Here is a 20,800-nt window from a genome sequence, read left to right on the forward strand (position 1 = left end):
ACTGTTACCTGGAAAATATTCAACGCTGATTGACACGTCTCAGACCCGCGTGTCTGCATGGGTGGGAAGCGGATCGGACAGCGAATGGCCGAGAAGGGCGGGGACCGGTCCGGGCTCGATGCGACTTCCAGAGAACTACTCGAGCGATCTGGCGTTCAGGCTCGCCCTACCGATTGATTGAATGCAGCCGAGGTTCGATCCAACTCGTTTGGTCTTCATCGACGGGACCTCGGTCAAGACCAACGTCACATGAACACACGGACGCCGCCACGAGGTAAGCGTCTTATCGCACGCGTGCCGTTTAGCCGCTGGAACACCTCGACCTTCCTGGCAGCCTTGCGCTGGGCTGATGGAACGCGCTCGGACGGCCGCTGGCCTCGGCAGTGTCGGCCAGAGTAGGATTTCCAGGCAGCGGACGCAGCGGCAAATGTGGGTTGAACTCGAACGTCATGTGACTTGAAAATTTAGGAAATAGTCATATATGATGTATTAAGACAGCAAAGCTATCATATATGGATTGTTGAAATGGGCTCACCCAAAGTGAGGCCAACCCTTGAAAGGCTAGGCCTGGATATTCGAAACGCACGTCTTCGGCGTGGTATCGCGGTCGCGGATCTTGCAGTGCGTGCTGGGAGTTCACCCAGTTCCATTGCACGCCTTGAGAAGGGTGATCCCGGCGTCGCCATTGGCACGCTTGCCGATGTCCTGGTTGTTCTAGGGCTGGTGGAACGTCTGGGCGATTTGATCGATGTCCGCAAGGATGATCTGGGGTTGGCGCTGGCAACCGAACACCTGCCGCGTCGAGGGCGCTCATTCGCGACCAGGCTGCGAAAACAGAAGGCCAAGTCTGGAGCGGCCCACGACGGAGAGGACGTTGTCGATCCCGAAGGTGCGTCCTTCTGATGCCCGAATTTGTCGCTCAGGTCGCGCTTGGCGAATGCCTCACTCCGGTTGGTGGTTGCGCTTCACGCGGACCGGTCCACGACTGTTCTCGACCTTCGCTTATGACCTCGCCTGGATAAAGAATCCGCGCGCCTTTGCCGTGCAACCGGATGTCCCTTTGGAAGGCGGCCCTTTCCATAGGTCTGACCAGCCTGGGAATATGTCCGACGCGCTGCTCGGCGTATTCGCCGATGCGGCCCCGGACAGTTGGGGACGCAGGCTTCTCGAGCGCGCCTACTGAGCGCCTGCCGCGTAGCTATCGATCATGCCGAGATAGCGCTGCCTGTTGTCTTCAGAGAGGAAAGCGGCGGTAAAGCTGTTTCGCGCAAGACCGATCAATTCCGCCTTTGTGAGCGCGAAGGCCTCACGGCAGGCCTTGAAGTTGTCGTTGATGTAACCGGTGAAATAGGACGGGTCGTCCGAGTTGATCGTCACGCGCACCCCTTGCTCCATCAGCTTTCTCAAGGGCTGCGCTTCCATGGTCGGAATGACCTTCAGGCGAAGGTTGGAGATGGGGCACAGTGTCAGCGGCGTCTGCTGTTCGGCGATCGTGCGCACCAAGGCCGGATCGTCGATGCAGGAGTTGCCGTGGTCGATGCGATCCGCGCCGAGATCGAGTGCCTCGCGGACATAGGACGCAGGTCCCTCTTCACCCGCGTGGATGACGACACGGAAACCCCTCGTGCGGCACTCCCGGAAGAAGTTCGTGAATTTCGAAGGAGGATGGCCAACCTCCGGCCCGCCCATACCGATCGCGGCGATCTCGTGTGCCCAGGGCATCATCTGCTCGAGCAACTCGAAGGCGGCTGCCTCGGGGTGGTGGCGCTGCGCGATGATCATCAGCGATGCGCTGATGCCAGGCTCGCGCGCAGCGTCCTCAAAGGCACGCTTCACGCCGCGGATTACCGTTCCGGCAGCGATACCGCGGAGCGTGAAGTTCTGCGGAGCCAGAAACAGTTCGGCGTGCAGGACGTTGTCCGCCCGCGCACGGCGAAGATACGCCATGGCCAGGTCGTAAAAGTCTTGCTCCTGGACGAGCACTCGACAACCCGTCCAGAAGAGATCCAGGAAGGACTGAAGATTACTGAAGTGATACGCCGCCCTCAGCTCGTCGGCAGTGAGCCAGGGCAAATTCATGCCGTTGCGGCGGGCCAGATCGAGCATCAGTTCCGGCTCGATACTGCCCTCCAGATGCATATGCAATTCCGCCTTCGGCAAGCCATCGATGAAAGCGTCGAGTTCATGCACAGTCATTTTTCCTCATGTCATTTGTGAGCAGCCGTCGCCCGGAGGAGAACCCGGAGCGTTCCGGGAGGCCCGTTCTTTGCCTCGGTCGACCGTTTTATAGCGTCATTCGGCAGACAGGTCCGTGCGAAATGTGGCTTGAAAAGGCGCAGTTTGGGCATGATATTCCATTATCTTCCTAACTTCGCGGGATACATGCCAAGAATCATCCTTGATTCAATCGACCGCAAGATCTTGCGCGAGCTTCAGGAGAATGGGCGGCTCACCAACGTCGAACTGGCGGAGAGAGTGGGCCTGTCGCCATCGCCTTGTCTGCGGCGCGTCAAGGCGCTCGAGAGCGCTGGGGTGATTCACGGCTATCATGCCTTGCTCGACCGGGAACGGCTCGGGTTGGGTCTGACAATCTTCGTCGGTGTTAAGGTCGCGCATCACCGCACGGAGGAGACGCCGACCTTCTGGGACGCCGTCCAGGCCTTGCCGGAGGTCATCACCTGCCATCTGGTTTCAGGCGATGCCGATTTCCTCCTCCAGGTCGTGGTGCCAGATCTGGCGGGTTATGAACGGTTCCTGCTTGGAACACTGCTGAAATTGCCAGGTGTCACCGACGTGCGCAGTAATTTTGCTATAAAGACTATCAAACCACAAACGTTGTTGCCGCTCGGGCACCTTCCATCCTCGAACCAGTCGTAGCCGAGTTAAGCTCATCCCCGCTTTCCACCCACAGCGGCTGTAGCCGACGCACGGACGCGGGAAGACCCTGTCGGAAAACAGGTGATTTCCGACAGGGAGATCATCAGCAGCGCGTGCAGGACACCAGGCATTTTCTGTCGGATTTCTGCGGTGAGCCCGTCTAGCCACGCACCCCGCGGACTGCATGGCGGTCCGTTTCAGACTGGTGGATGGGCGCCGCTACGTTGCACTCATCTCTGAGCCGGGCCTCATTACGAGGGACAAGCCGACTGGCCATCTCACCGGGTGGGGCGGCGGCGCCATGGCCACAACGCCGTCGTGGCTCGACAACGTCAGAAACGAGATCTTCGGAAGATAATCGGGCGGGAACCGGAAAGGCAGCTCTCAGATCAAAACGAACGAAGGCCGCCGAAGGTTCCAGCGTCATCATCCGGCCGACCGAGAACACGAGGAAGACCGTTACGCAAGGATCGGAGGACACAGTGCAGAGGTGGCCTTGCGGGAAGTGTTGGAAACTGATTTGTTGACGATATCTTCAAGGCTGTTCGACGAACTGGGGTTTGAGATGCGCATGATCGTCATGCTAGCTCTTGCTGTCATCCTGGCGCCGCCGCTGGCGTGCGCAAAAGTAACGACGCCACAGACATGTGACCAGCCCGCCGCCATGTCGGATGGCTGGCATATCGCCGCCCCTGAAAAGGAAGGCCTCGACCCCAAGCTGATGTGCTCCATCGGACCCAGCCTGGAGAAACTGCGAGGGGCTGATCCCGATGGCGTTGTAGTGGTACGTCACGGTGCCCTGGTCTACGAGCACTACTTTGCCGACGGCACGACATACGGCCCCGACACGTTGCACGGCGTGAAGTCGGTCACGAAAAGCGTTGTAGGCCTGCTGGTCGGCATCGCAGTCGACCGCGGCTGGCTCAAGAGCATCGACGATCGGTTGTCCTCGTATGTCCCGGACGATGCCGATTTGCAGACGCAAGGCAAAGACACCATCACACTGCGAGACCTGTTGACGATGACCTCGGGCCTCAATTGGCCTGAGGTAGCTATTCCTTACCGTGATCCGTCGAATATCGAGACGCGAAAGAATATGGCGCTCAACCCATACCGCTTCATTCTCGCGCAGCCGCTGGCTGAGACACCAGGGACGATGTGGAATTACAACAGCGGCGGCGTCGAATTGCTCGGCGACGTCTTGATGAAGGTGTCTCACGAGTCACTCGACAAGTTCGCGCAACAAGTTCTCTTTGACCCACTCGGGATCACGCATCAGGCTTGGCTGTCATCGCCCGGCGGCAAATTAATGGCATCCGGCGGATTGTGGCTGCGACCGCGCGACATGGCCAAGATCGGGCAACTCGTGCTGAACCATGGTAATTGGAACGGGCAACAGATCGTCTCGGCCCAATGGATCAGCGACATGGTGGCGCCACACGTGCCACTTCCTTCGGAGTATCGCAGCGGAGGACCATACCCAGGATATACGGGATCCGCTTATGGCTATTTGTGGTGGCTGGGACGCCTGAAGACGCCTGACCGCAGCATTGATTGGATCGCTGGCGTTGGCTGGGGAGGGCAACGGCTTTATGTCGTGCCAAGCCTAGACCTGGTTATTGCCGTCACAGCGAGCAAATACAATGGCAACGGCGCGCAGTACCTTGCTGGGTATACGGTCCTCGACATTGTATCACGTGCGGCCATGGAACATTGAGGTCTGGCCGGTCAAGCTGGCCCAAGACTCTCGCAAGCAGGATGTATCTCTCGACCAGCGACATCCGGCGCCAAGTCGAGGCAGATCGCCATCCTGAATGTCTGTCTCCCAGAACCGTTTAGGGGTGGAACTTGGGCCGGTGCGAATCGATGATGCTACGTTAGAGGCCTACTATGTTACGATGCGAGAGTGTGACCGCTCCGCTTGGCGCTCAGACTGTTTCGTCCGCCAAGAATGATCCAGGCGGCCAAAACGTCCAGAGCGGCGGCCGCTACGAGCGGCGCACGGTAGCTACCTGAGGCATCGTGCAGAAATCCATAAAAGCTAGGGCCAAAAGCGGCGAAGAACTGAATTGCGCACGACGCTATTCCGTAGATGTTGCCGAATGAGGAAGATCCAAACTCTTTTCGGACTAAGATCGGGGATAATGTTGTTACATTGCCAACCGTCAGGCCGAATAGGGCACACGCGCAGATCAACGGCAGCGGCCCGTGAGCAAATGCGATGGCACAGTACGAAACGGCCGCCAGCGTCAAGACAGCGGAGCTTGCGCCTCTTATATCCAATTTATCAGCGAATTTAATGAGCACAAGCCGACCAGCCAATGCAGCTCCGGCCGTAGTCGTGATGGTTGCTGCCACGACTTGATTCGAGAGCGAATATGACAAGAGGGTTACTTGATGCGTGAGGAAACCTATCTGCATCGACATACCGATACCGAATGCAGTGATCGTCGACGTGAGCGCCGGAGTTCGCATCGCTGTCCTTCGATCCCAACCACCGCCTTGCCGTCTACCGCTCGAACGCGATTCCAATGCACCATCGGGCTGAAGGCCCATATCTTCAGGCCGGTGCCTCAGGATCAGAACCGCGAGAGGCAATAGCGTGAGCAACACAATGCCCCCGGCGATGCCGGTGGTCGAGGCAAAACCCAGCTTGGCGATTCCAGCCAAAATCAGCGGCGGTCCCAGCATGCCCCCGGCACTTGCGCCTATCGAGGCTATCGAAATCGCCCGTCCTTGTTGTCTCTCGAACCAGGGAGCAAGTGTCGTGGCAACAGCAGTTGTTGAAAGACAAGCCCAACCGATCCCCATAACCGGAAACGCCAAGTATACCTGCCAAGGTTCGAAAGCTCGACCAACGCCCACGACGCCGAGGGCCATGGCAAAGGCACCGACCGCGACGAACAATCGCGGCCCAAACCGAGATATGCCACTGCCTACAGGGATCAAAAGGAGCGCACTCACGAGATAGAAAAGGCTGATCGCGCCAGAGACGGTGCTATTTTTCCATCCGTTCGATGCAGCTATGGCATGTAGATACACGCCAGCTCCGAAGAGCCCTAAAGCATTACCCAATAGAGAAGCCCAAAGGCAGGCGAAGACAATCCACCAGCCGTAAAAGATGCGTTGCTTCATTGGGGGATACCGCCAAGATAACTAAAAAAATATTAGCGTGTAGAACGTTTCCCTGGCGGCTAGCTGTTTTGTCGATTGTTTGAAGTCTTAGCCGCAGGGAATATCATGCAGGTAGTATTTCCATGGGCGATAATTTTTCCTTCGGAAGTTAACAACCTTCCCTCGGCCGTCGCGATGTTGCGGCCACAGTGAACAACTCGTCCCTCGCAGCGGACTTCCCCGATTTGAGCCGACATCGGGCGCACCAAATTCACTTTGAATTCCAATGTCGTGTGCCCGACCCCGGCACCAAGTTTGGTAAGGACAGATAGGCCCATCGCTGAATCAAGCATGGCGGCTGAGAATGCACCGTGGACCGTCCCTCCGGGATTATAGTGCTTCTCCTCGGGAGAGGCGGTGAAAACCACCAAACCGTCCTCCACCTCGGTCAATCGCATATTCATCAGCTCATGCATCGGGGCCAACGGAAGACTGCCGTCTCGAATGCCTCGCACTTGATCCAGGCCGGATAGCGTTGCCTTCGCCTCAGCGGACAATGGCGCCGCAGGTAGGAGATTTTGTGTATCGGAAGCTGTGCTCATGGAGTTGACCCTCTCGTGTTCAGTTTCAGCTGCTGAATTTGAGATAAGCCATCTTCAGTCGCGTTTCCCGCGCCATTGGTTCGGGCAATTCCGAAGTGTAATTTTGAGACGCAAATGCGAGCGGCGGACGCGATTAACAGGCTGCGGAAATTCGGCTTTTTGAGTGCCGCCCATCAACTGGAGCGCTGGGCGTAATCCAGATCCGGAACGCGCATGAGGCTCTTCTCCACTGCAGCGTCAAGGACATCCTTGGCATGATCAGGATCACCGGAATGAGTGATTACGGTCCACCGCGCTCCTCGCACTGCCCAACAGCGCCGTGTCAGAGGGACGCAAGGGAGGCATAATTTTGCCTTGTGGCTTGCATCGCCAACTTCCCATCCTTGGGTAGGCGAAACAAGAAAGGGCTGTGACGTGCCGAAGGTGCTGTTGATCGAGGCGTCGTCCACGGAGGCATTGCCGTTGGAAGAGCGCTGTGACGCAATCTGGCTGCCTGCCAACGTCAGGAAAGTTATGGTTGCCGTATCCCGGATGTTTGCAGTGGATTCTTCGCTGCGGCTCGTATACCCAAAATGGGTTTCGGAGGGCTATCTCGTTCCACTCAACAGCCCTGGCTGCAAGGCGTGGGTGGCTGAGGTTGATGGCAGGACGGCGCGGTCGTGGCGCCGCTTCTGGGAGGTGGTCCAAGCCCGCCGCCCAGGGCGCATAGATGACTTCACGATGTTGCGGGAGGGGGGAAACATTACTGAGGGCGTGCTTGTCCTGCTTGCTGGAGTCGCTGGCGAAATCGCCCCAGTTCCATCTCGACCCGCAGAACGATCGTTGGCGGCATTTGCCTGATTGGTTCCGCATTGGCGAGCAGGTCGGGGCCCACATCGAAGCGCCGGGGATCTGCGGTCAAGTCGTCCTCGGCGGGAATATGCCTCCCCCGCGGCAAATCATAGGACGCCCGCATTAAAGTGGATGGTTTCGCCCGGATCCAGAGGATGTCCAAATCTTCTGGATCGTGATGGAACCATGGGCGAGCTCGCTGCCGGGGCGACAACGTGTCGCCGAAGGTCGTTGCCCAACTCGCGCAATATACAAGCTGGCTGCGCCACGACGGTCACCTTGAATTGGTGGCGTCCGCCTACCAGAACGCCTGCCGACTGCTGGTGGCGTTCCACAGACTGGCGCTGCGTGTGAAATCCCGATATTAAAGGGCTAGGGCTAGGGCTAGGCATCATCGCTGCCGCGGCGCCGGACGCTCCGCCGCTCGTTGTCGATGACGAACCTCGCCTTCTGATCGATGCTTGCAGGAGCAACCTCGCATTCAAGAAAAATGGCCACTTGGACAAGCTGCGCAACAGTGGCCTGCACGTGCAAATGGTCCATTCCATCAGTCAGATGACGCTGGAGGCTCATCTTTGACCCTGACTCTCACCGTTCACCGCGGCACCCAGCAAATTGGTGGGAGTTGCATCGTGATCACGCATCAGGAAGGCGAACGGATTATCCTCGACGCTGGACGACCGCTCGACGCGTCCAATGGTGCAACTGGCTGCTGCCCACGTCGCTTGATCGGAACCGACCAGCGACAGTACTGATCAGCCACCCACACCAGGACCATCGATTGGGGCGGGAGACGGACCAAGGCGAGATTGTCTGTGTATTCGAAGGTGTTTTGTATCGTATCGATAACTACGATCCATGAAGGAGACAAGCAACATGCGCAAAGTAAACGTTGTGCGGCCAACAACCCGAAAAATCCAATTAAAGCCGTCGGACACACGACGGGTCGATCATGCTGGCCTAGCCGTTGGACTCGGTGCACAAGCGACCAGTAGTGCTGCGTTAAACGATCCAGACACTCCTCTTGGATTTTCTGCGATCAGATAGGTCTTGTTCGAGGAGCTTCAATCTACGGGAGGGCGCCCGGGGTTTCCGGGCGCGGAGCGTCGCAAAATCCCGGTGACAGATGCGGTCTGGCGGGTAGCCGAGCAAGTAGCCAGAGAAATTGCCGATGATTCGTTCCATCCGAGTCCAGCCCAAGTGGCGAGCGTTATGCTGACGCTCGCCACACGAGATTTAGTGAAACCGGAGATGGTACGGAATGCTAGGCACGTGATGAAGGCTTCCAGGACGCTCGTGCGTTGAGGACCGTCATCGGTCTCGGTCACGAGTGTGGACACGATGCCACGCTCAGCCGGACCTCCGGCACTTGACCGACCGCGGCGACGCGCACCAGCACCCGGTCGGGCCTCGCCGGATCCGCCCTTTTTGAGCGCGTGGACGGCGATCCTCTCGCGGGCTCGGGTGCGGATATCCGTCGCTCGATGCTTTCGAGTTTGGCCACATGGCCTCGAGCAACGCCTCGATTGGCGCCGGTCCGCCTGCCTGCGGCTTCTCCAAGTCCAGGATCTCCATCGATCGGCCGGATTGGGTAGCTCATGAGAACGGTCGCCGGGCGTCTTGGCCTGGCGATAGGGCAGGCCCGTGAGGACCGCATACGTTGATGCCTCGGAAGCCGAGCCTTCCGTCCCGATCAGCTCATTTCCGGCGCGGCCTGCGCGACATCAACTTTGCGATTTCCGCCGCGGGCGCGTCCTCCACTCGAGCGCTCATTGTCGTGTATGACGTCCATTCCGTCCCAGCCCGAAAGCGTCGCGAATTCGTCGCGCATTCTCAAGCGGTGTCGTTGCTGTGGTATCAATCTCCAAATCGTAGGTCACGCCGGGATGAACGCGGGCGTATTGCCAGCGCGCGAGGCCGATCATGCGATCCCCACGCATACGCTCCCTGGCCTCCAACACGTCGAGCGGGGCAAACAGACCGACCAAGCGGACATCAAATTGGGACAGAAGCACGCGGTAGTCCTGCTCCTTCTCCTTCCCGATCATGACCTCATCGACGATGAGATTGTTGCCTTGCCCCGCCATAGCCGCGATGGCGTGACGCATGCCTCGCATGGCCCGTTCGATGACAGGACCGGTTCTGATGATGACGGACGGTTTGCCCGCGTCCTGGACCGTCTCAAAGACCAACCCCTCTGGCTGGCCGGTCTTGTCCTTGGGTACCATGTCGATGAACGCATCCATCGCGACATGCAGGAACGGTTCGGCGGTGATGGCCTGAAGCGCGCGAGCGGTCGAAGTCTTGCCCACGCTGCCGACGCCGTTGAGGATGATGACGTGCGATCGCGGCAAAGTGGAATAGTCATCCGTGGTGTTCATGGAACAGATGATACCAGAGAAGCGGCGGCATCCAATATCGTGTCCGGAACATCCCGTTCTGACATGGCATCTTGAAAATCTGGAGTTTGGTGTGATGGAACGACAGACACGGTCGTTTTATAACATCTCCCCGTTCTTCGCCCGGTAGCTGTTCACGTAATCGATCGATACCCCGCCAGATGCGACGATCTGCCGCAATGCCGTACCCAGATCGGCATTGTAGTCCTGTGCGAGTGCGCTGGACGCCGCGTCGCTGGTCGGGCTCGCGCGCTCATGGGGCGTCCCCCCAAGATCGGGCACACCCATCACCAAGCGATACCGGGAGGGATGGATGCATTACAGCCTGCCGCCCGTGCTACCACCCACGAGGGCAACCGTTGGGCGGTGAGGTTGGAGGTCTGCGCCAAAAGCAAGATATGGATCGGCATCCCGGGGCTGGCACGATGGGAACCTTCGGCTGAGCGTAATGGCAACGACTTTAGATTATCCGCTGTCGGCAGAACCTCCAGGATCCTGCTCAGCCTCGACCACAGCCAGTTCGTAGCCGACGTTGGTGCTTTGCTCCGGTGTGACCCAGCCGAGATCGGCCAGCCTTGATCGCATCAAGCGGATTTCTGCCGTATGTTGTTTAACGCCGTTGCTTGGGCCTGCTCAAACGGAGGCTTCATGATTTCCCTGCTTCAAAACGTAGACCCATGATGAACCGACCGAAAGACTGGAAGAAAATCATCAATGCCGAGGCGGAAATCTGCTACTGGCTCGCGCCGGATGGTTCGCGCCACCCAGCCACGGACGAAGAGAATGCTGAGGTGAAACGCGAGCTGCTAAACATGCGAACCATCAGCGACAAACGTCGGCAGCAGCAGATCACGGAACTGTAGCAATCTTTGCGGTATCCGGACCCTGTGTTAGGCCCACGACCTCACCCGGTGGCTAGAAAACTCGCCTCGGCGGCTTCCAGGGCCTGGTCCAGGCCGGTTGGCGGGTCGAGCGGGGGAGGGGGTCGGGGCGTGTGAACGCGGCGAAGGCGGTCGGGAAATCGATCTTTGCAACAGTGCTCAACAGGATAAGCTTGCAGGGATGGTCGCGAAGCGCGCCGCCCGGAGTGTGGAAGCCCCATAACCCGAGACCGGCTCTATCTTACCTCTACCCTCAGCGAAAACGGCGTGGGATTGCTCCGCAGTGTCGGGAACACTCCGAACGTGTAGGTCTTCGCCTCGGTCTTGAAGGTGTAATCGTCGCGGTCATCCACGAGGCCCTCGATGGTGAAGGCCATATTCCCGTCCGTCTTCGTGAACTTCAGCGTGGCGATCTGTCCCTTACCTGTCTGCAGGGTGTAGCATGGGGACGGGCCATCAGTTCCTGCCGTTCCAGACACCACCGCAAACGTAGCTCCCCTTGCGAAATGGATAGGGGTGCATGGCTCATCGGCAAAGGCGGGGGAAGCCAGAAGAATCAATCCGGCACTCACGATCCGAAACATCAGTGTCCTCCTGCCCAAACTATCGTCCAAGCCGAACCGATGATCAACTCTAGTCGGCACCTCATAAGCGAACACGCAACGCGAGCCCGTCATGGCCGGGATGGGTGGAATCCAGACCTTCAAGAAAGCCGGACATTACTCTTCATTGTTGGAGGTAGGTGGACGGTGCGACACCCATGACGCGGCGGAAGGCCGTGGAGAAGGAGGCAGACGTCTCGTATCCCACATCCAGCGCCACGGTCGTTACCGGTTGCCCGGACAGCAGGAAGGGGATGGCAGCACGTAGGCGCACGAGCTGGCGCAGACGCGCGAAGGGCATGCCAAATTCGCGCTGACACAACCGGGCCAACGAGCGTGCGGAAACACCCGCAATCCCCGCCCACCCTACCAGGTCGCGAGGCGATGCGGGATCGGCCTCCAGACCATCGACCACGCGCCGTAGCCGCCGATCACGGGCGTCCAACCCAGGCAGTCCGGGCTCGCGGGACCAGTCGAGTTCGAGCAATGCCAAGGCGGTGGTCAGTCTGGCCCGTTCGGCGCCTTCGTCCCCGACCGGCACGGCGCAGGCGTGCTCCACCAGCTCCCGCAACAACGGGGACACACGCACGAGCCTTGATGTGTCAGGCGCTCCGATCGGCTTGCTATCTCCCCGGATGTAAAGGGTTCGAAGCGATACCTGGCCGCGCATCCGCGTTTCGTGCAGGGCACCGGGCGGTATCCAAAGGGCACGTCCAGGTGGCACGATCCAGCACCGTCCCTCGGTCCGCACTTCCATCACGCCTTGCGTCGCGTGGAGCAACTGCGCCCGGATGTGGCTATGCCGCGCGCTGACATAGCCCGACGAATACTCCTTCGGCATGGCGCCGACCGAGTGCGGGCCGTGCTGGTAGTCTTCGCGATTGGTGCTCTTGCTGTTGGCGGGGAGGGCCATAGCGTTGTCCGATCCGGGAAAGCACATGGCCTGCCAGCGAAAGCGCCAATCGTCCAGCCCGGCTAGCCTGCCGGACATGGAAAACGAGCATCATACGGCCGCCAGGTTGGCAATCCTCGACATCGACGGCACGCTGACCGACACGGTAGCCCTGCACCAAGCCGCGCTGGAGGACGCCATGCGCTCCTTCAGTTTTCCTGCCCTAGATACGGATTGGGCCGGATACCGCCACCACACGGATAGCGGCATCTTCGCCGAGGCTTGGGAGCGGGCGGGTTGGGGAAGCCCCGCCGAGGCCGACAGGCGTCGCCTTGAAGACCGCTTCAACCAAGCTTTCGCCGCGTTGCTGCCCTCACATCCCATCCGGGAAATCCCCGGTGCCGCCGCTTTCGTCGAACTGCTGCGCCGCGAGGGCTGGCGGGTGTCGTTTGCCACGGGCGGTCTGCGGGAAGCATCCTGCATCAAGCTCCAAGCGACAGGCATCCCATACACCGAGCGACTGCTGGCCACAGCCTCCGAGCATCTTTCGCGTGAAGAGATCGTCTCCGCCGCCATTCACGCAGCCGCGCTCGATAGCACTGGCAGCTTGCCCGTGTCAGTAGGGGATGGGCTGTGGGACTTGCTCACGGCGCATGCACTCGGCGTATCCTTCCTTGGCGTTGGGATGGGCGCTAAGGCACAGTTGCTTGCAGACCGGGGAGCAACGGTAGTGCGGGATTTTTTAGACCAACGACACTGCCTCACGGTTCTGTCGGACCTGGCCACACTCGGAACGTAAATCGATTTACCACTGGTTCGGTAACACTTGTAGGTCCGCTTAGGATCGGAAGCAGCCCGCTCCTTAATGGGCATCATGGTTGGCGGGTCGAGCGGGGGAGGGGTATCTGCCCCGAATTCACGCCCTCACCAACACGGCGATACGACCCTCAATCATCGCCTTTTGCGCGTTCCGCATTTTCTCCCGGAAACTCGGGCCCACCACCACGTGGATACCAAGGATCGGCGGCCCGGCGGAGACATTTGCGACGCGCTGACGTTCAGCCTCGGCAAGGGCCGCTTCGGTGTTATCGATCCATTGTATGACGCGGAAATCTGCCGCCTCCAGCATGGCTCGCGTATCGTCCGGTGTGCGGAGAAAACTGATCTCGGGCCTATCGGCCCACATGACCGGGAAATCCAGCTTGTCAGCGTTACCCATAGCCACGTCTTGGATTGCCAACCGTCCGTCAGGGCGCAACACGCGGTGCATCTCGGCGTAATAGCGCGGCCGGTCAGCGATATTCATCGCCACGTTCTGCGACCTTGCACAGTCGAATTTGGCATCCGGAAACGGAAGGTCCAGCGCGGAGCCAACGCGGAAATCCACTTTGTCCGTCAGACCAACCCGTGATGTCAGGGCCGTAGCGGTCTCGACAAACTCGGCCGTCAAATCGACCCCACTGACCCGGCAGCCGTAGGTCGCGGCCAAATAGCGTGACGGCCCGCCAAGCCCAGAACCGATGTCGATGGCATGCTCGGCGGCCGAGGGAGCCAGCAGGGTGACAATTCCTCGGTGGCAAGGCGACGGCGCGAGCGGATTTCATCGATCGGGGCAAGGTCGTCAATGGTCAGGCGGTGGATGTCCTTGCCGGACGCCACGAGGGCGCCGAGTATCCGGTCCAGCAAGCCTCCCTTACCATAGTGCTGCGCAACCTGTTCGGTCATCGTGTTGTCTCCCGCCAGACGCGGATTCATAGGGACGGAGCACTCAGCTTGTCGAGGGCGGGTTCCATTGCGGTGAGTCATTACCGCTGGTCTGAAGCAGCGCGAGCGAGCAGACGCGTCGAGCATAGCATCCGTCATTATGGATCCGGAGGAAGCGACAAGTGACGCTAGATTGAAGAAAAGCACGAAATCGAAACTGAAAGCGAAGAGGCATTCGTAGCTGCGACGAGATGTCCAGCGATCCTGACGATTTGACCGACGACGAAAGAGTCGTCGACGAATTCCTGGGGCGGGTCTTCATGAGAGAGCGCGACGATTACTTGCTGCCCCTCCTCCTCGACATCATGAGACGCGCGCCGGGCGCGCTTTTGAACGCGTTGCGGAACAGGGTCGAGGCGGAACGCGAGGCAAGAGGCAGACCAGTGCAATCGGGCGAACACGCACCCATTGGCCAGCCGCTGTCCTTGGCGACAGATGCGGTGAGGACGGCAAGCAGGTCATGGGACGATCCCCTACGAGGAAGGAGGCCGACGCTGATTGGCGCCATCCTATCCGATAGTGCTTCAGATTCCGAGGATCTGGGACTGATGGACGGCGGCCACAAAGAAGTCCGATTGTGAATCCAGGGCAATGGCATTAGCACCTGACGGCTGACGGAGAAAGCTATGCCGAAACCGAGAAAGACAAACGGGCCGGGGCCGACCGGGACACCTGAGAAAGGCTTGAACTCGGGCTGTGCAAAAAAGCGACGTCACCCTTAAATGTTTGCTGACCGCAAGGGATAGCAGCTTCGTAGCAATTCACCAACGGACCGAATCCTTGGTCTCCTTTGCTTCCCGGAGGTGAAAGATAAAGTTCGTCGCGCTCAGGTGCTGGACGTTTGGCGTGCGGTGGCGGACTGGCTGGCGCAAGAAGATCTGCTCGACGATGGACGTTTGGTCATTAGGGCATTGTTTGAGTTTGCAGCGAAGTCGCGCGAGATGGATGTCGCCTCGATCGTGGCCGGAATAAAGGGGTGGGGTAGCATGCCTATAGCAGTGGACGTCGAGGGGACGATCGTTGCCAAGCAAATCTTCGACCAGGGGGCGGCCAAGGGGGACACGTTGAGGCACGCCGCCATGCTCAGGCGGTATGTCCTCGAGAAGCTGGAAGATCTTGGGTTGTCGGACGCATCCCTGCAGTATGCTTCGACATTATTGAGGCTTGGTATCGATGACCTTGAGGCCTTGCAAAAGCTTTCGCGACGTTGCCAAGACTCCCGTGATATCGCAGACGCAATTGCACAGGCTAGTTCGCTGCGATATCCGAACCCAGATATTTCTCCCGCCGAGTGATTTGCTGGCTCGGGGTGACCGAAGTCCCCTCGAGCGCGCCGATGCGAACCGAAGCACATGCTCCGTGCCAATGGGCCGCCGGTATCTGTAGGGACCATTTGGTGATCTTCAGCTACGTGGTCATTGCTTCTTGTCCTTCTCGGAATTGGCCTTGTAATGCTCTTCGGCGGCTTTCAAGGCGATTTCCACGGCGTCGACGTCCCTATCGAACCCGAAAGAGAAGGCTCCTCCCGTTGGTTCCGATGCCTACCAGATATGGTGCGGCTGGTTTCCGCGGCTCCGTCCGGGCGGCCAAGAGTTGAATTCGGGTAGCTAGACGCGTACGGCGATTGATAGTGCGGAAGGCACTCCCCGCGGACCGTGGTCATGAGAACGGCTTGCGAACGTAGACTGGGTCCAGCGCCGGAGCGTCTGGCTGCTTGTCTCCAGCAGCGATGCTGATTGTCGCCCAGGCTCTCTGCGTGTCAGCGACACCGTAGTCCTGCTCCAGCCACTCCAGAAGCGTCTCGGTCGCCATTAGGTCGGCCTCGACCTCTTCCATGCGTGCCGCCTGTATCACGAGGCTGCGCGCCGTCCGGTCGTCCACGAGCAGGACGACGCTCTCGCCTTCCGCGGCGATCCGGCTGACGATCGGCAACAGGTCTTGGATGCTCCGCTCGCCTCGGTTCCGCCAAGACGGCTTGTCGGCTGGAACCTGCCCACCTCGGACCCGGTTCCGCATCTCCCGCTCGTAGTCCTGACCTCCCGGCGTCGGCTGGATGCATATGCGGTTGCCGTTCTCGGCGAACCACTTATGCAGTATCCGCCTTTGCTCCACCCGATGGTCGTCTCCAGGGTCCGGGTCCCGCAGCGCCTCATGGCGAACCATGTCCGTGACCCAGATTTCGATGCCGGGCTCGAACAGCCAGTCCAGGGCTTCGCGCCCGATCATTGACAGCAGTGAAAGCGGCGTGTTGTCGGGGATCAGGAGGCGCGGAACGCGGTCGCTCACGCGCCACTCTTGCCAATGCGCGGCTCCGGCGACGGGGCCTTGGCGAACCGTGCCCGCACTCTGGCAAGTTCCGTCTCGACCGCCGCGGCGTTCCGTCCCGAGAGCGCGGCTTCGGCCATCTCCCGAGCGCAGGCGTATAGGTCCGATGTGTCGTAGCCGAGCCGGTCCTCGACTCTCCCTCGCACAGTGAGAGGGAGGCGTGGCATCGCAGCGGCTGGCACCGGCTCCCCGGCTAGCTCCTTCAGCCGCCGGAACTCACCCACAGACATGAGCACGAGCCGCGGTTGGCCCCGGTTCACGAGCACCGTCGGGGCGACCTCGGCCGAGGCGAGCACGTCCCCGAGATTCTTTTGCAGGTGGATAGAACGATATTCGTCCATCCCGAACTCCCTGTTTGCTGGCCAGCTTATTTTACGTAAAGATACGAAAATTCAAGTGACGCATCAGATTCAGCACTATGGAGCAGTTGCCACAAGATTGGCGGTAGCCAGCGCGGTATAAATAATCCCCGTGTTTCAAATGATTATGCCAATGTCTGTCGCGATGGACGAGTTGCTAGAGAAATGGCGTGGCTTCATGCAAGAGCGTCGCGCTCTGCTCGCATGTCAGGTCGTTCGCCTCCTGCTCCAACATCGTTGGCCGGTCGGGTTCGTCTGCCCGATGTGCAACAGGCCGGAGACGGCGACGGTGATGCACCGCAGCCGATCTGGTCGTAGCAGGCTCCTGGCATCAAGCGAATGAGGCGGGCTTCGTGAATGAGGCGGCCGTTCTCAGCGGGAGTGGCCGGTCACTCCTCGGCCAGCAGAAGCGACTTCCATGGAGGGCCGGTCCCAAAATAGAAAACATTCGCAGGGGAGAAGACCTGTGGATCCTAGTCCTTGGCGACATCCTGGTGGGGTTCGGGATCTGCTTGGATTTCTGTCAACGGCTCGGGGAGACCCCTTACCGGGCGCTCGACGTAGACCTCGTTTTGGTACCCTCGCTGGGCAACGACGCGACTATGTCTGGACACGCGGCGGTTGCTCAGGACCTGCATATCAATCGCGGCTCCCGATGCTTTGTTGTCCAGGGAGCCGAACCGACCCTGGAGGGCTTCGACGGCTATGTCCTGCCGCCGGAAAACCCAAGATCAACGGCCGCCAAGTGCTTCCGGCAGGCTGGATTCCGCGCACATTTTACCTCATTTCACCCTTCCCCTACGTAGCCTCAAATCCTATATTGCGATTGTGAAGTGTGTTGAAGTGACGCAATGGGATCTCATATGAACGTCGAATGTCACGGCCTCGGTGAGCAGCTTACAGCGATGAGCCTTGGCGAGCTCGAGCCCGGGGAGGCCGGACGGGCCGTCCGGGAAGCGCTTCGCGCGACGCCGTCACTGAGCGAGGACGTCTACGCTGCCCTTCGTGACGTGGTCTGGCGAACCGTATCCTCGCGGGAGTTCGGTTCCGACCTCAACCGTTGGTTCCACGTTGTCGAATATGCAGGCACCGGCCTTCGGGCGGTGGGAAAAGATGCCGTTGCAGAGCGTGTCGACGTTCTCGCGGATCTTCTGCACCAATCAGCGGCCTTCGCCCGACGTCAGCCCCTTGAGCAGGTCCTGGCACGCAAGCATGTGGGCGCCATTCTCGGCCACCTTGCCGAGCAACGTGGCGCTTACAGACGCGAAGAGCTTCGTCACAAAGTAGGTCTTTCTGATCCGAACCTTTCCCGTGTCCTGGCCCTTCTTGAAAGCCACGGACTGGTCAAGCGAGAAAGGTCGGGCAAAGAGAAGCTCCTTGAACTGACAGGGGCAGGCCAAGCTGCCGCGCGGTCTCCTCTTTCCCAAGTGGCTGCGATGACAATTCCAGAGGGGGAGTCGCCATCAGCGATCGAACATCTCCCTTTCCCGATCGCGTGCTGGGACGCGAACGGCCGACTAAAGTCCGCGAACGCGGCCGCGCGAGAATTGGCAGATGCCGCAGGCGATAAATCGGAGCTTGAGGAGCTTGATCGCTGGCGTGCGTCGGTAGAGGCGGCGAGTGCTGGCGTGCGAGGAGAAGCAGGTTCAGAGACCTGGCTGCTTCGGCTCGGCGAGGATCGCTGGTCCGATGTTACTTTCTCCGGGTCGGAGGGATCCGACACGACCTTCTTCGCCGTTGATGTCAGCCATCGTCAGGACCGCGAGGCCGAGCTTTTGGCCGAGGTTCAAGCACTCCGTGAGGGTCTTGAGCGCGCAAAGAAGCAGGTCGCGGAACTCAAAGAGCGGTCCTTCGCATACGCTAGATCTGCCGTCCGCGTCAGGGACGTGCTCTCCTCCGCACTTTCGGTGACCGGGGACGACGCGGGACAACATTTCGTCACAAGGCACGCCGCCGCAACGGTCTCGAAGACTTCTGGCGAAAAGGTCGAAGCGTTCCGACATTTGATGCGGGAATTCCTCGCTCCACCGGAGGCTACGGAGCCATCGCTGCACGTCGACGTCGTGACCTATGTCGAGCAGATGGTTTCGTCGATGAAGACGATCGGCTGTGGAATTACGTCTGAGCTCCACGACTTCAAGGGTGTGCGCGTGCCTACGGTCACCGCTCGGCGCGTCGTCAACCAACTCGTCTTTGGTGCCACGAAGGCGGGCAGTATCCCAGCGGGGCATTTGACCGCAACTCGCGATCATGACGGGCTCATTTTGCATCTAAAGACATCCAAAAATGCCATATCGCCAGCGCTATTTACTGTCGGAGCAGGTACGGAGGCGAACGACTTCGGACCCATGAGCGTGCGCTCCTATGCGCTTGAGACCTCAGACGATTTCATTGGTCAGACGGGCGTCGACGCCGAGGAAGCAGAAATCGCAATGTTCATGTCGCTGCGAGCCTATGAGGCTCCTTGAGTGAAAATCGGTTTTGAAGTGGCTCCTCTCTGATAACCGGCCTCAAACCGTCGTCGGTGAGGAATCCACTTTCAGGCGGTGGACGCGATCGTCGGTGAGTATCCCGACAGAGCCACAGGGGCGCCTCCAGGACCGGGAATCCTATATCCGGTAGAAAGGGACCGCTCGAACGTGCTGATAGCCGTGAGTGACCTCCGGCGGCCCTGGAGCGCCCGTTCTCCACCAGCGCTGAAGAATGCGGCGCGGATGTAACCGTGATGGCTGCAGACCGAGGACTTCAAAGACCCGGCTGACCAGGAGACCGAGCAGCACTTCTTGCCCTCGCCGTTCGCCACCACCGCGCCGATCGACGGCAACACCTCCATGACGCCGGACAGATTGAGGCCATGGGCACTGACCGCATGCAGGGCGGTCGTTACGCAGCGCGAAATGTAGTGAACTTCAGCGCGATCTGTAGGGGAAATGCGCGATTTAATGTTTATTTACAATGAGTTCTAGACCCTGAATCTATGAATATATAAGGGGGGCCGAATCCGAGGCTGCGGGCGGTCGCAGATGACGGGTCTGAGCCGAGTAACAGTGTCGGGACGCCGACAGCCACCGAGGTTCAGTCGAGCACCGACATGTTCCTCCGAATCCGGGCTTGCCCCGGCGCACAGGCGCGTCGAGCAGAAATCCGCAATATCGGTTATGGAGTTCAGAGCGGCTACGAATTGAACGTCGGCCGATACCTCCCTGCGTTCGGGCGGGCAGCCGACGACCACACGGATACGTAGCCCGACTGATCGTAGCTGGACCCCGGTATCTGTGACCCGGCGTGGGAAAAGGGCTCTGATTTCAATTTCGGTGCAGATCGGGTAGGTTTAACGCTCACGATGCGGGGGTAGGCATGATGCGGCGGACATCACTTCAGGCGATGTCGTCCGCGGGGTCCGCCCGAGGATGCTTGGCGCTGCCCCCATCATGCGGCGAAACATGGCGGTGAACGCGTTCGGGGTCGCGTAACCTAGATCGAGCGCAATCGTCGTAACCCGCTCTCCTTGCGAAAGGCGAGGCAGGGCTGAAAGTAAGCATGCCCGACGTTGCCAATCGGTGAAACTCAGACCGACCTCGTGACGGAACAGGCGCGTGAAGCTGCGGCGACTCAGTCCGAGGTCACGACTCCAATCGTCGATCGTATTGTTCATGGTCGGGCTTTTCAGGAACTGGCTGCATCGCTGGGCGAGCTTGTCGCTTCGCGGCAGCGGCACGTGCAGGGGCAAGGCGGGCGCTAGGGCAATCTCGTCCATCAGCAACATCATCAGCCGCCCGTCGCGCCCAGCTTGGTCGTATTCCGTCGGAACATCGACCGCAGCCACCAGTAATTGAGCCAGAAGCGGTCCAACGCCAACGACCTGGCATTCCAGTGTGCGGCTCCCGACCCCTGGGTCCAGATAAACGCTGCGTGTCGCGACATCGCCCACCATGTGGATGCTGTGAACGGTCCCGCCGGGTATCCAGATCCCCTGGGTGGGCGGCACCATCCAGGCGCCGTGTTCGGTCCATACGAGCATCGTTCCCCGCTCGGCAAAAAGGAACTGCGCGCGCTCATGGCTGTGGGCCGGATGCTGGTGTCCAGTCGGATACTCGTTCCCGATTGCGACGACCGGACGGGGGACCGTTTCGATTTGCGCTGCGCGCATGTGC

The 20,800-nt window shown here is 59.7% G+C and carries 19 protein-coding genes; 8 read left to right on the forward strand and 11 right to left on the reverse strand.

What is annotated here, in order from left to right:
• Positions 1-525 precede the first annotated feature (525 nt).
• The gene (locus GSQ89_RS37415; RefSeq protein WP_158933190.1) at positions 526-903 is read left to right on the forward strand and encodes a helix-turn-helix domain-containing protein; all 378 of its coding nucleotides are present in this window, start codon (positions 526-528) and stop codon (positions 901-903) included.
• Positions 904-1,176: 273 nt separating this feature from the next.
• On the opposite strand, the gene GSQ89_RS37425 is transcribed toward GSQ89_RS37415, so the two are convergent.
• Entirely contained in the window at positions 1,177-2,196 is a 1,020-nt protein-coding gene (locus GSQ89_RS37425; protein ID WP_174254980.1) for an adenosine deaminase, read from the reverse strand.
• 150 nt (positions 2,197-2,346) lie between these two features.
• Here GSQ89_RS37425 and GSQ89_RS37430 point away from each other — a divergent pair, with 150 nt between their 5' ends.
• Both GSQ89_RS37430 and GSQ89_RS37435 read left to right on the forward strand, forming a co-directional pair.
• Positions 2,347-2,877, forward strand: a complete 531-nt coding sequence (locus tag GSQ89_RS37430; protein WP_254073560.1) for an Lrp/AsnC family transcriptional regulator — start codon at positions 2,347-2,349, stop codon at positions 2,875-2,877.
• Positions 2,878-3,367: 490 nt separating this feature from the next.
• Positions 3,368-4,594 carry a serine hydrolase gene (locus tag GSQ89_RS37435; protein WP_158933191.1) on the forward strand — a complete coding sequence of 409 codons (1,227 nt, stop codon included), beginning with the start codon at positions 3,368-3,370 and terminating at the stop codon, positions 4,592-4,594.
• A 176-nt stretch (positions 4,595-4,770) separates the two neighbouring features.
• Here GSQ89_RS37435 and GSQ89_RS37440 read toward each other — a convergent pair whose 3' ends face one another.
• The 4 genes from GSQ89_RS37440 to GSQ89_RS37455 all read right to left on the reverse strand — a co-directional run bounded on the left by GSQ89_RS37440 (position 4,771) and on the right by GSQ89_RS37455 (position 10,105).
• Positions 4,771-6,012 carry an MFS transporter gene (locus tag GSQ89_RS37440; protein ID WP_158933192.1) on the reverse strand — a complete coding sequence of 414 codons (1,242 nt, stop codon included), beginning with the start codon at positions 6,010-6,012 and terminating at the stop codon, positions 4,771-4,773.
• 59 nt (positions 6,013-6,071) lie between these two features.
• The gene (locus GSQ89_RS37445; RefSeq protein ID WP_158933193.1) at positions 6,072-6,593 is read right to left on the reverse strand and encodes a PaaI family thioesterase; all 522 of its coding nucleotides are present in this window, start codon (positions 6,591-6,593) and stop codon (positions 6,072-6,074) included.
• Positions 6,594-9,193: 2,600 nt separating this feature from the next.
• Positions 9,194-9,805 (reverse strand): chloramphenicol phosphotransferase CPT family protein, encoded by a 612-nt coding sequence (locus GSQ89_RS37450; RefSeq protein WP_158933194.1) that lies wholly within the window; start codon positions 9,803-9,805, stop codon positions 9,194-9,196.
• A 117-nt stretch (positions 9,806-9,922) separates the two neighbouring features.
• Positions 9,923-10,105 (reverse strand): hypothetical protein, encoded by a 183-nt coding sequence (locus tag GSQ89_RS37455; protein WP_158933195.1) that lies wholly within the window; start codon positions 10,103-10,105, stop codon positions 9,923-9,925.
• 395 nt (positions 10,106-10,500) lie between these two features.
• On the opposite strand from GSQ89_RS37455, the gene GSQ89_RS37460 reads away from it, so the two are divergent.
• A complete protein-coding gene (locus GSQ89_RS37460; protein WP_216856637.1) occupies positions 10,501-10,686 on the forward strand; it encodes a hypothetical protein in 186 nt (61 codons plus the stop codon).
• 254 nt (positions 10,687-10,940) lie between these two features.
• Here the strand turns inward: GSQ89_RS37460 and GSQ89_RS37465 are convergent, their stop codons facing one another.
• Together GSQ89_RS37465 and GSQ89_RS37470 are read right to left on the reverse strand one after the other, a co-directional pair.
• Positions 10,941-11,288 (reverse strand): hypothetical protein, encoded by a 348-nt coding sequence (locus tag GSQ89_RS37465; RefSeq protein WP_158933197.1) that lies wholly within the window; start codon positions 11,286-11,288, stop codon positions 10,941-10,943.
• A gap of 142 nt (positions 11,289-11,430) precedes the next feature.
• Positions 11,431-12,219: a helix-turn-helix transcriptional regulator gene (locus GSQ89_RS37470; protein ID WP_158933198.1), complete on the reverse strand. Its 789-nt coding sequence runs from the start codon at positions 12,217-12,219 to the stop codon at positions 11,431-11,433.
• Positions 12,220-12,223: 4 nt separating this feature from the next.
• Here GSQ89_RS37470 and GSQ89_RS37475 point away from each other — a divergent pair, with 4 nt between their 5' ends.
• Complete coding sequence (locus tag GSQ89_RS37475) at positions 12,224-12,997, forward strand: HAD family hydrolase (RefSeq protein WP_216856638.1); 774 nt, start codon at positions 12,224-12,226, stop codon at positions 12,995-12,997.
• A gap of 117 nt (positions 12,998-13,114) precedes the next feature.
• On the opposite strand, the gene GSQ89_RS37480 is transcribed toward GSQ89_RS37475, so the two are convergent.
• The gene (locus GSQ89_RS37480; RefSeq protein ID WP_158933277.1) at positions 13,115-13,765 is read right to left on the reverse strand and encodes a class I SAM-dependent methyltransferase; all 651 of its coding nucleotides are present in this window, start codon (positions 13,763-13,765) and stop codon (positions 13,115-13,117) included.
• 388 nt (positions 13,766-14,153) lie between these two features.
• Here GSQ89_RS37480 and GSQ89_RS37485 point away from each other — a divergent pair, with 388 nt between their 5' ends.
• Together GSQ89_RS37485 and GSQ89_RS37490 are read left to right on the forward strand one after the other, a co-directional pair.
• Positions 14,154-14,543: a hypothetical protein gene (locus GSQ89_RS37485; RefSeq protein WP_158933199.1), complete on the forward strand. Its 390-nt coding sequence runs from the start codon at positions 14,154-14,156 to the stop codon at positions 14,541-14,543.
• A gap of 222 nt (positions 14,544-14,765) precedes the next feature.
• On the forward strand, positions 14,766-15,257 hold the full coding sequence (locus tag GSQ89_RS37490; protein ID WP_158933200.1) for a hypothetical protein: 492 nt from the start codon (positions 14,766-14,768) through the stop codon (positions 15,255-15,257).
• A gap of 364 nt (positions 15,258-15,621) precedes the next feature.
• Here the strand turns inward: GSQ89_RS37490 and GSQ89_RS37495 are convergent, their stop codons facing one another.
• Positions 15,622-16,248, reverse strand: a complete 627-nt coding sequence (locus GSQ89_RS37495) for a hypothetical protein (RefSeq protein ID WP_158933201.1) — start codon at positions 16,246-16,248, stop codon at positions 15,622-15,624.
• Entirely contained in the window at positions 16,245-16,628 is a 384-nt protein-coding gene (locus GSQ89_RS37500) for a type II toxin-antitoxin system Phd/YefM family antitoxin (RefSeq protein ID WP_158933202.1), read from the reverse strand. Before GSQ89_RS37500 ends, GSQ89_RS37495 begins: the two co-directional genes overlap by 4 nt.
• A gap of 881 nt (positions 16,629-17,509) precedes the next feature.
• On the opposite strand from GSQ89_RS37500, the gene GSQ89_RS37505 reads away from it, so the two are divergent.
• Positions 17,510-19,114 carry a winged helix-turn-helix domain-containing protein gene (locus GSQ89_RS37505; protein ID WP_158933203.1) on the forward strand — a complete coding sequence of 535 codons (1,605 nt, stop codon included), beginning with the start codon at positions 17,510-17,512 and terminating at the stop codon, positions 19,112-19,114.
• Positions 19,115-19,977: 863 nt separating this feature from the next.
• Here GSQ89_RS37505 and GSQ89_RS37510 read toward each other — a convergent pair.
• Positions 19,978-20,796, reverse strand: coding sequence for a helix-turn-helix domain-containing protein (locus tag GSQ89_RS37510; protein WP_158933204.1), 819 nt, complete (start codon positions 20,794-20,796; stop codon positions 19,978-19,980).
• Between the last annotated feature and the right edge of the window lie 4 nt (positions 20,797-20,800).

This window comes from Acidisphaera sp. S103 (genome assembly GCF_009765975.1).
Taxonomy (GTDB): Bacteria; Pseudomonadota; Alphaproteobacteria; order Acetobacterales; family Acetobacteraceae; genus Rhodopila.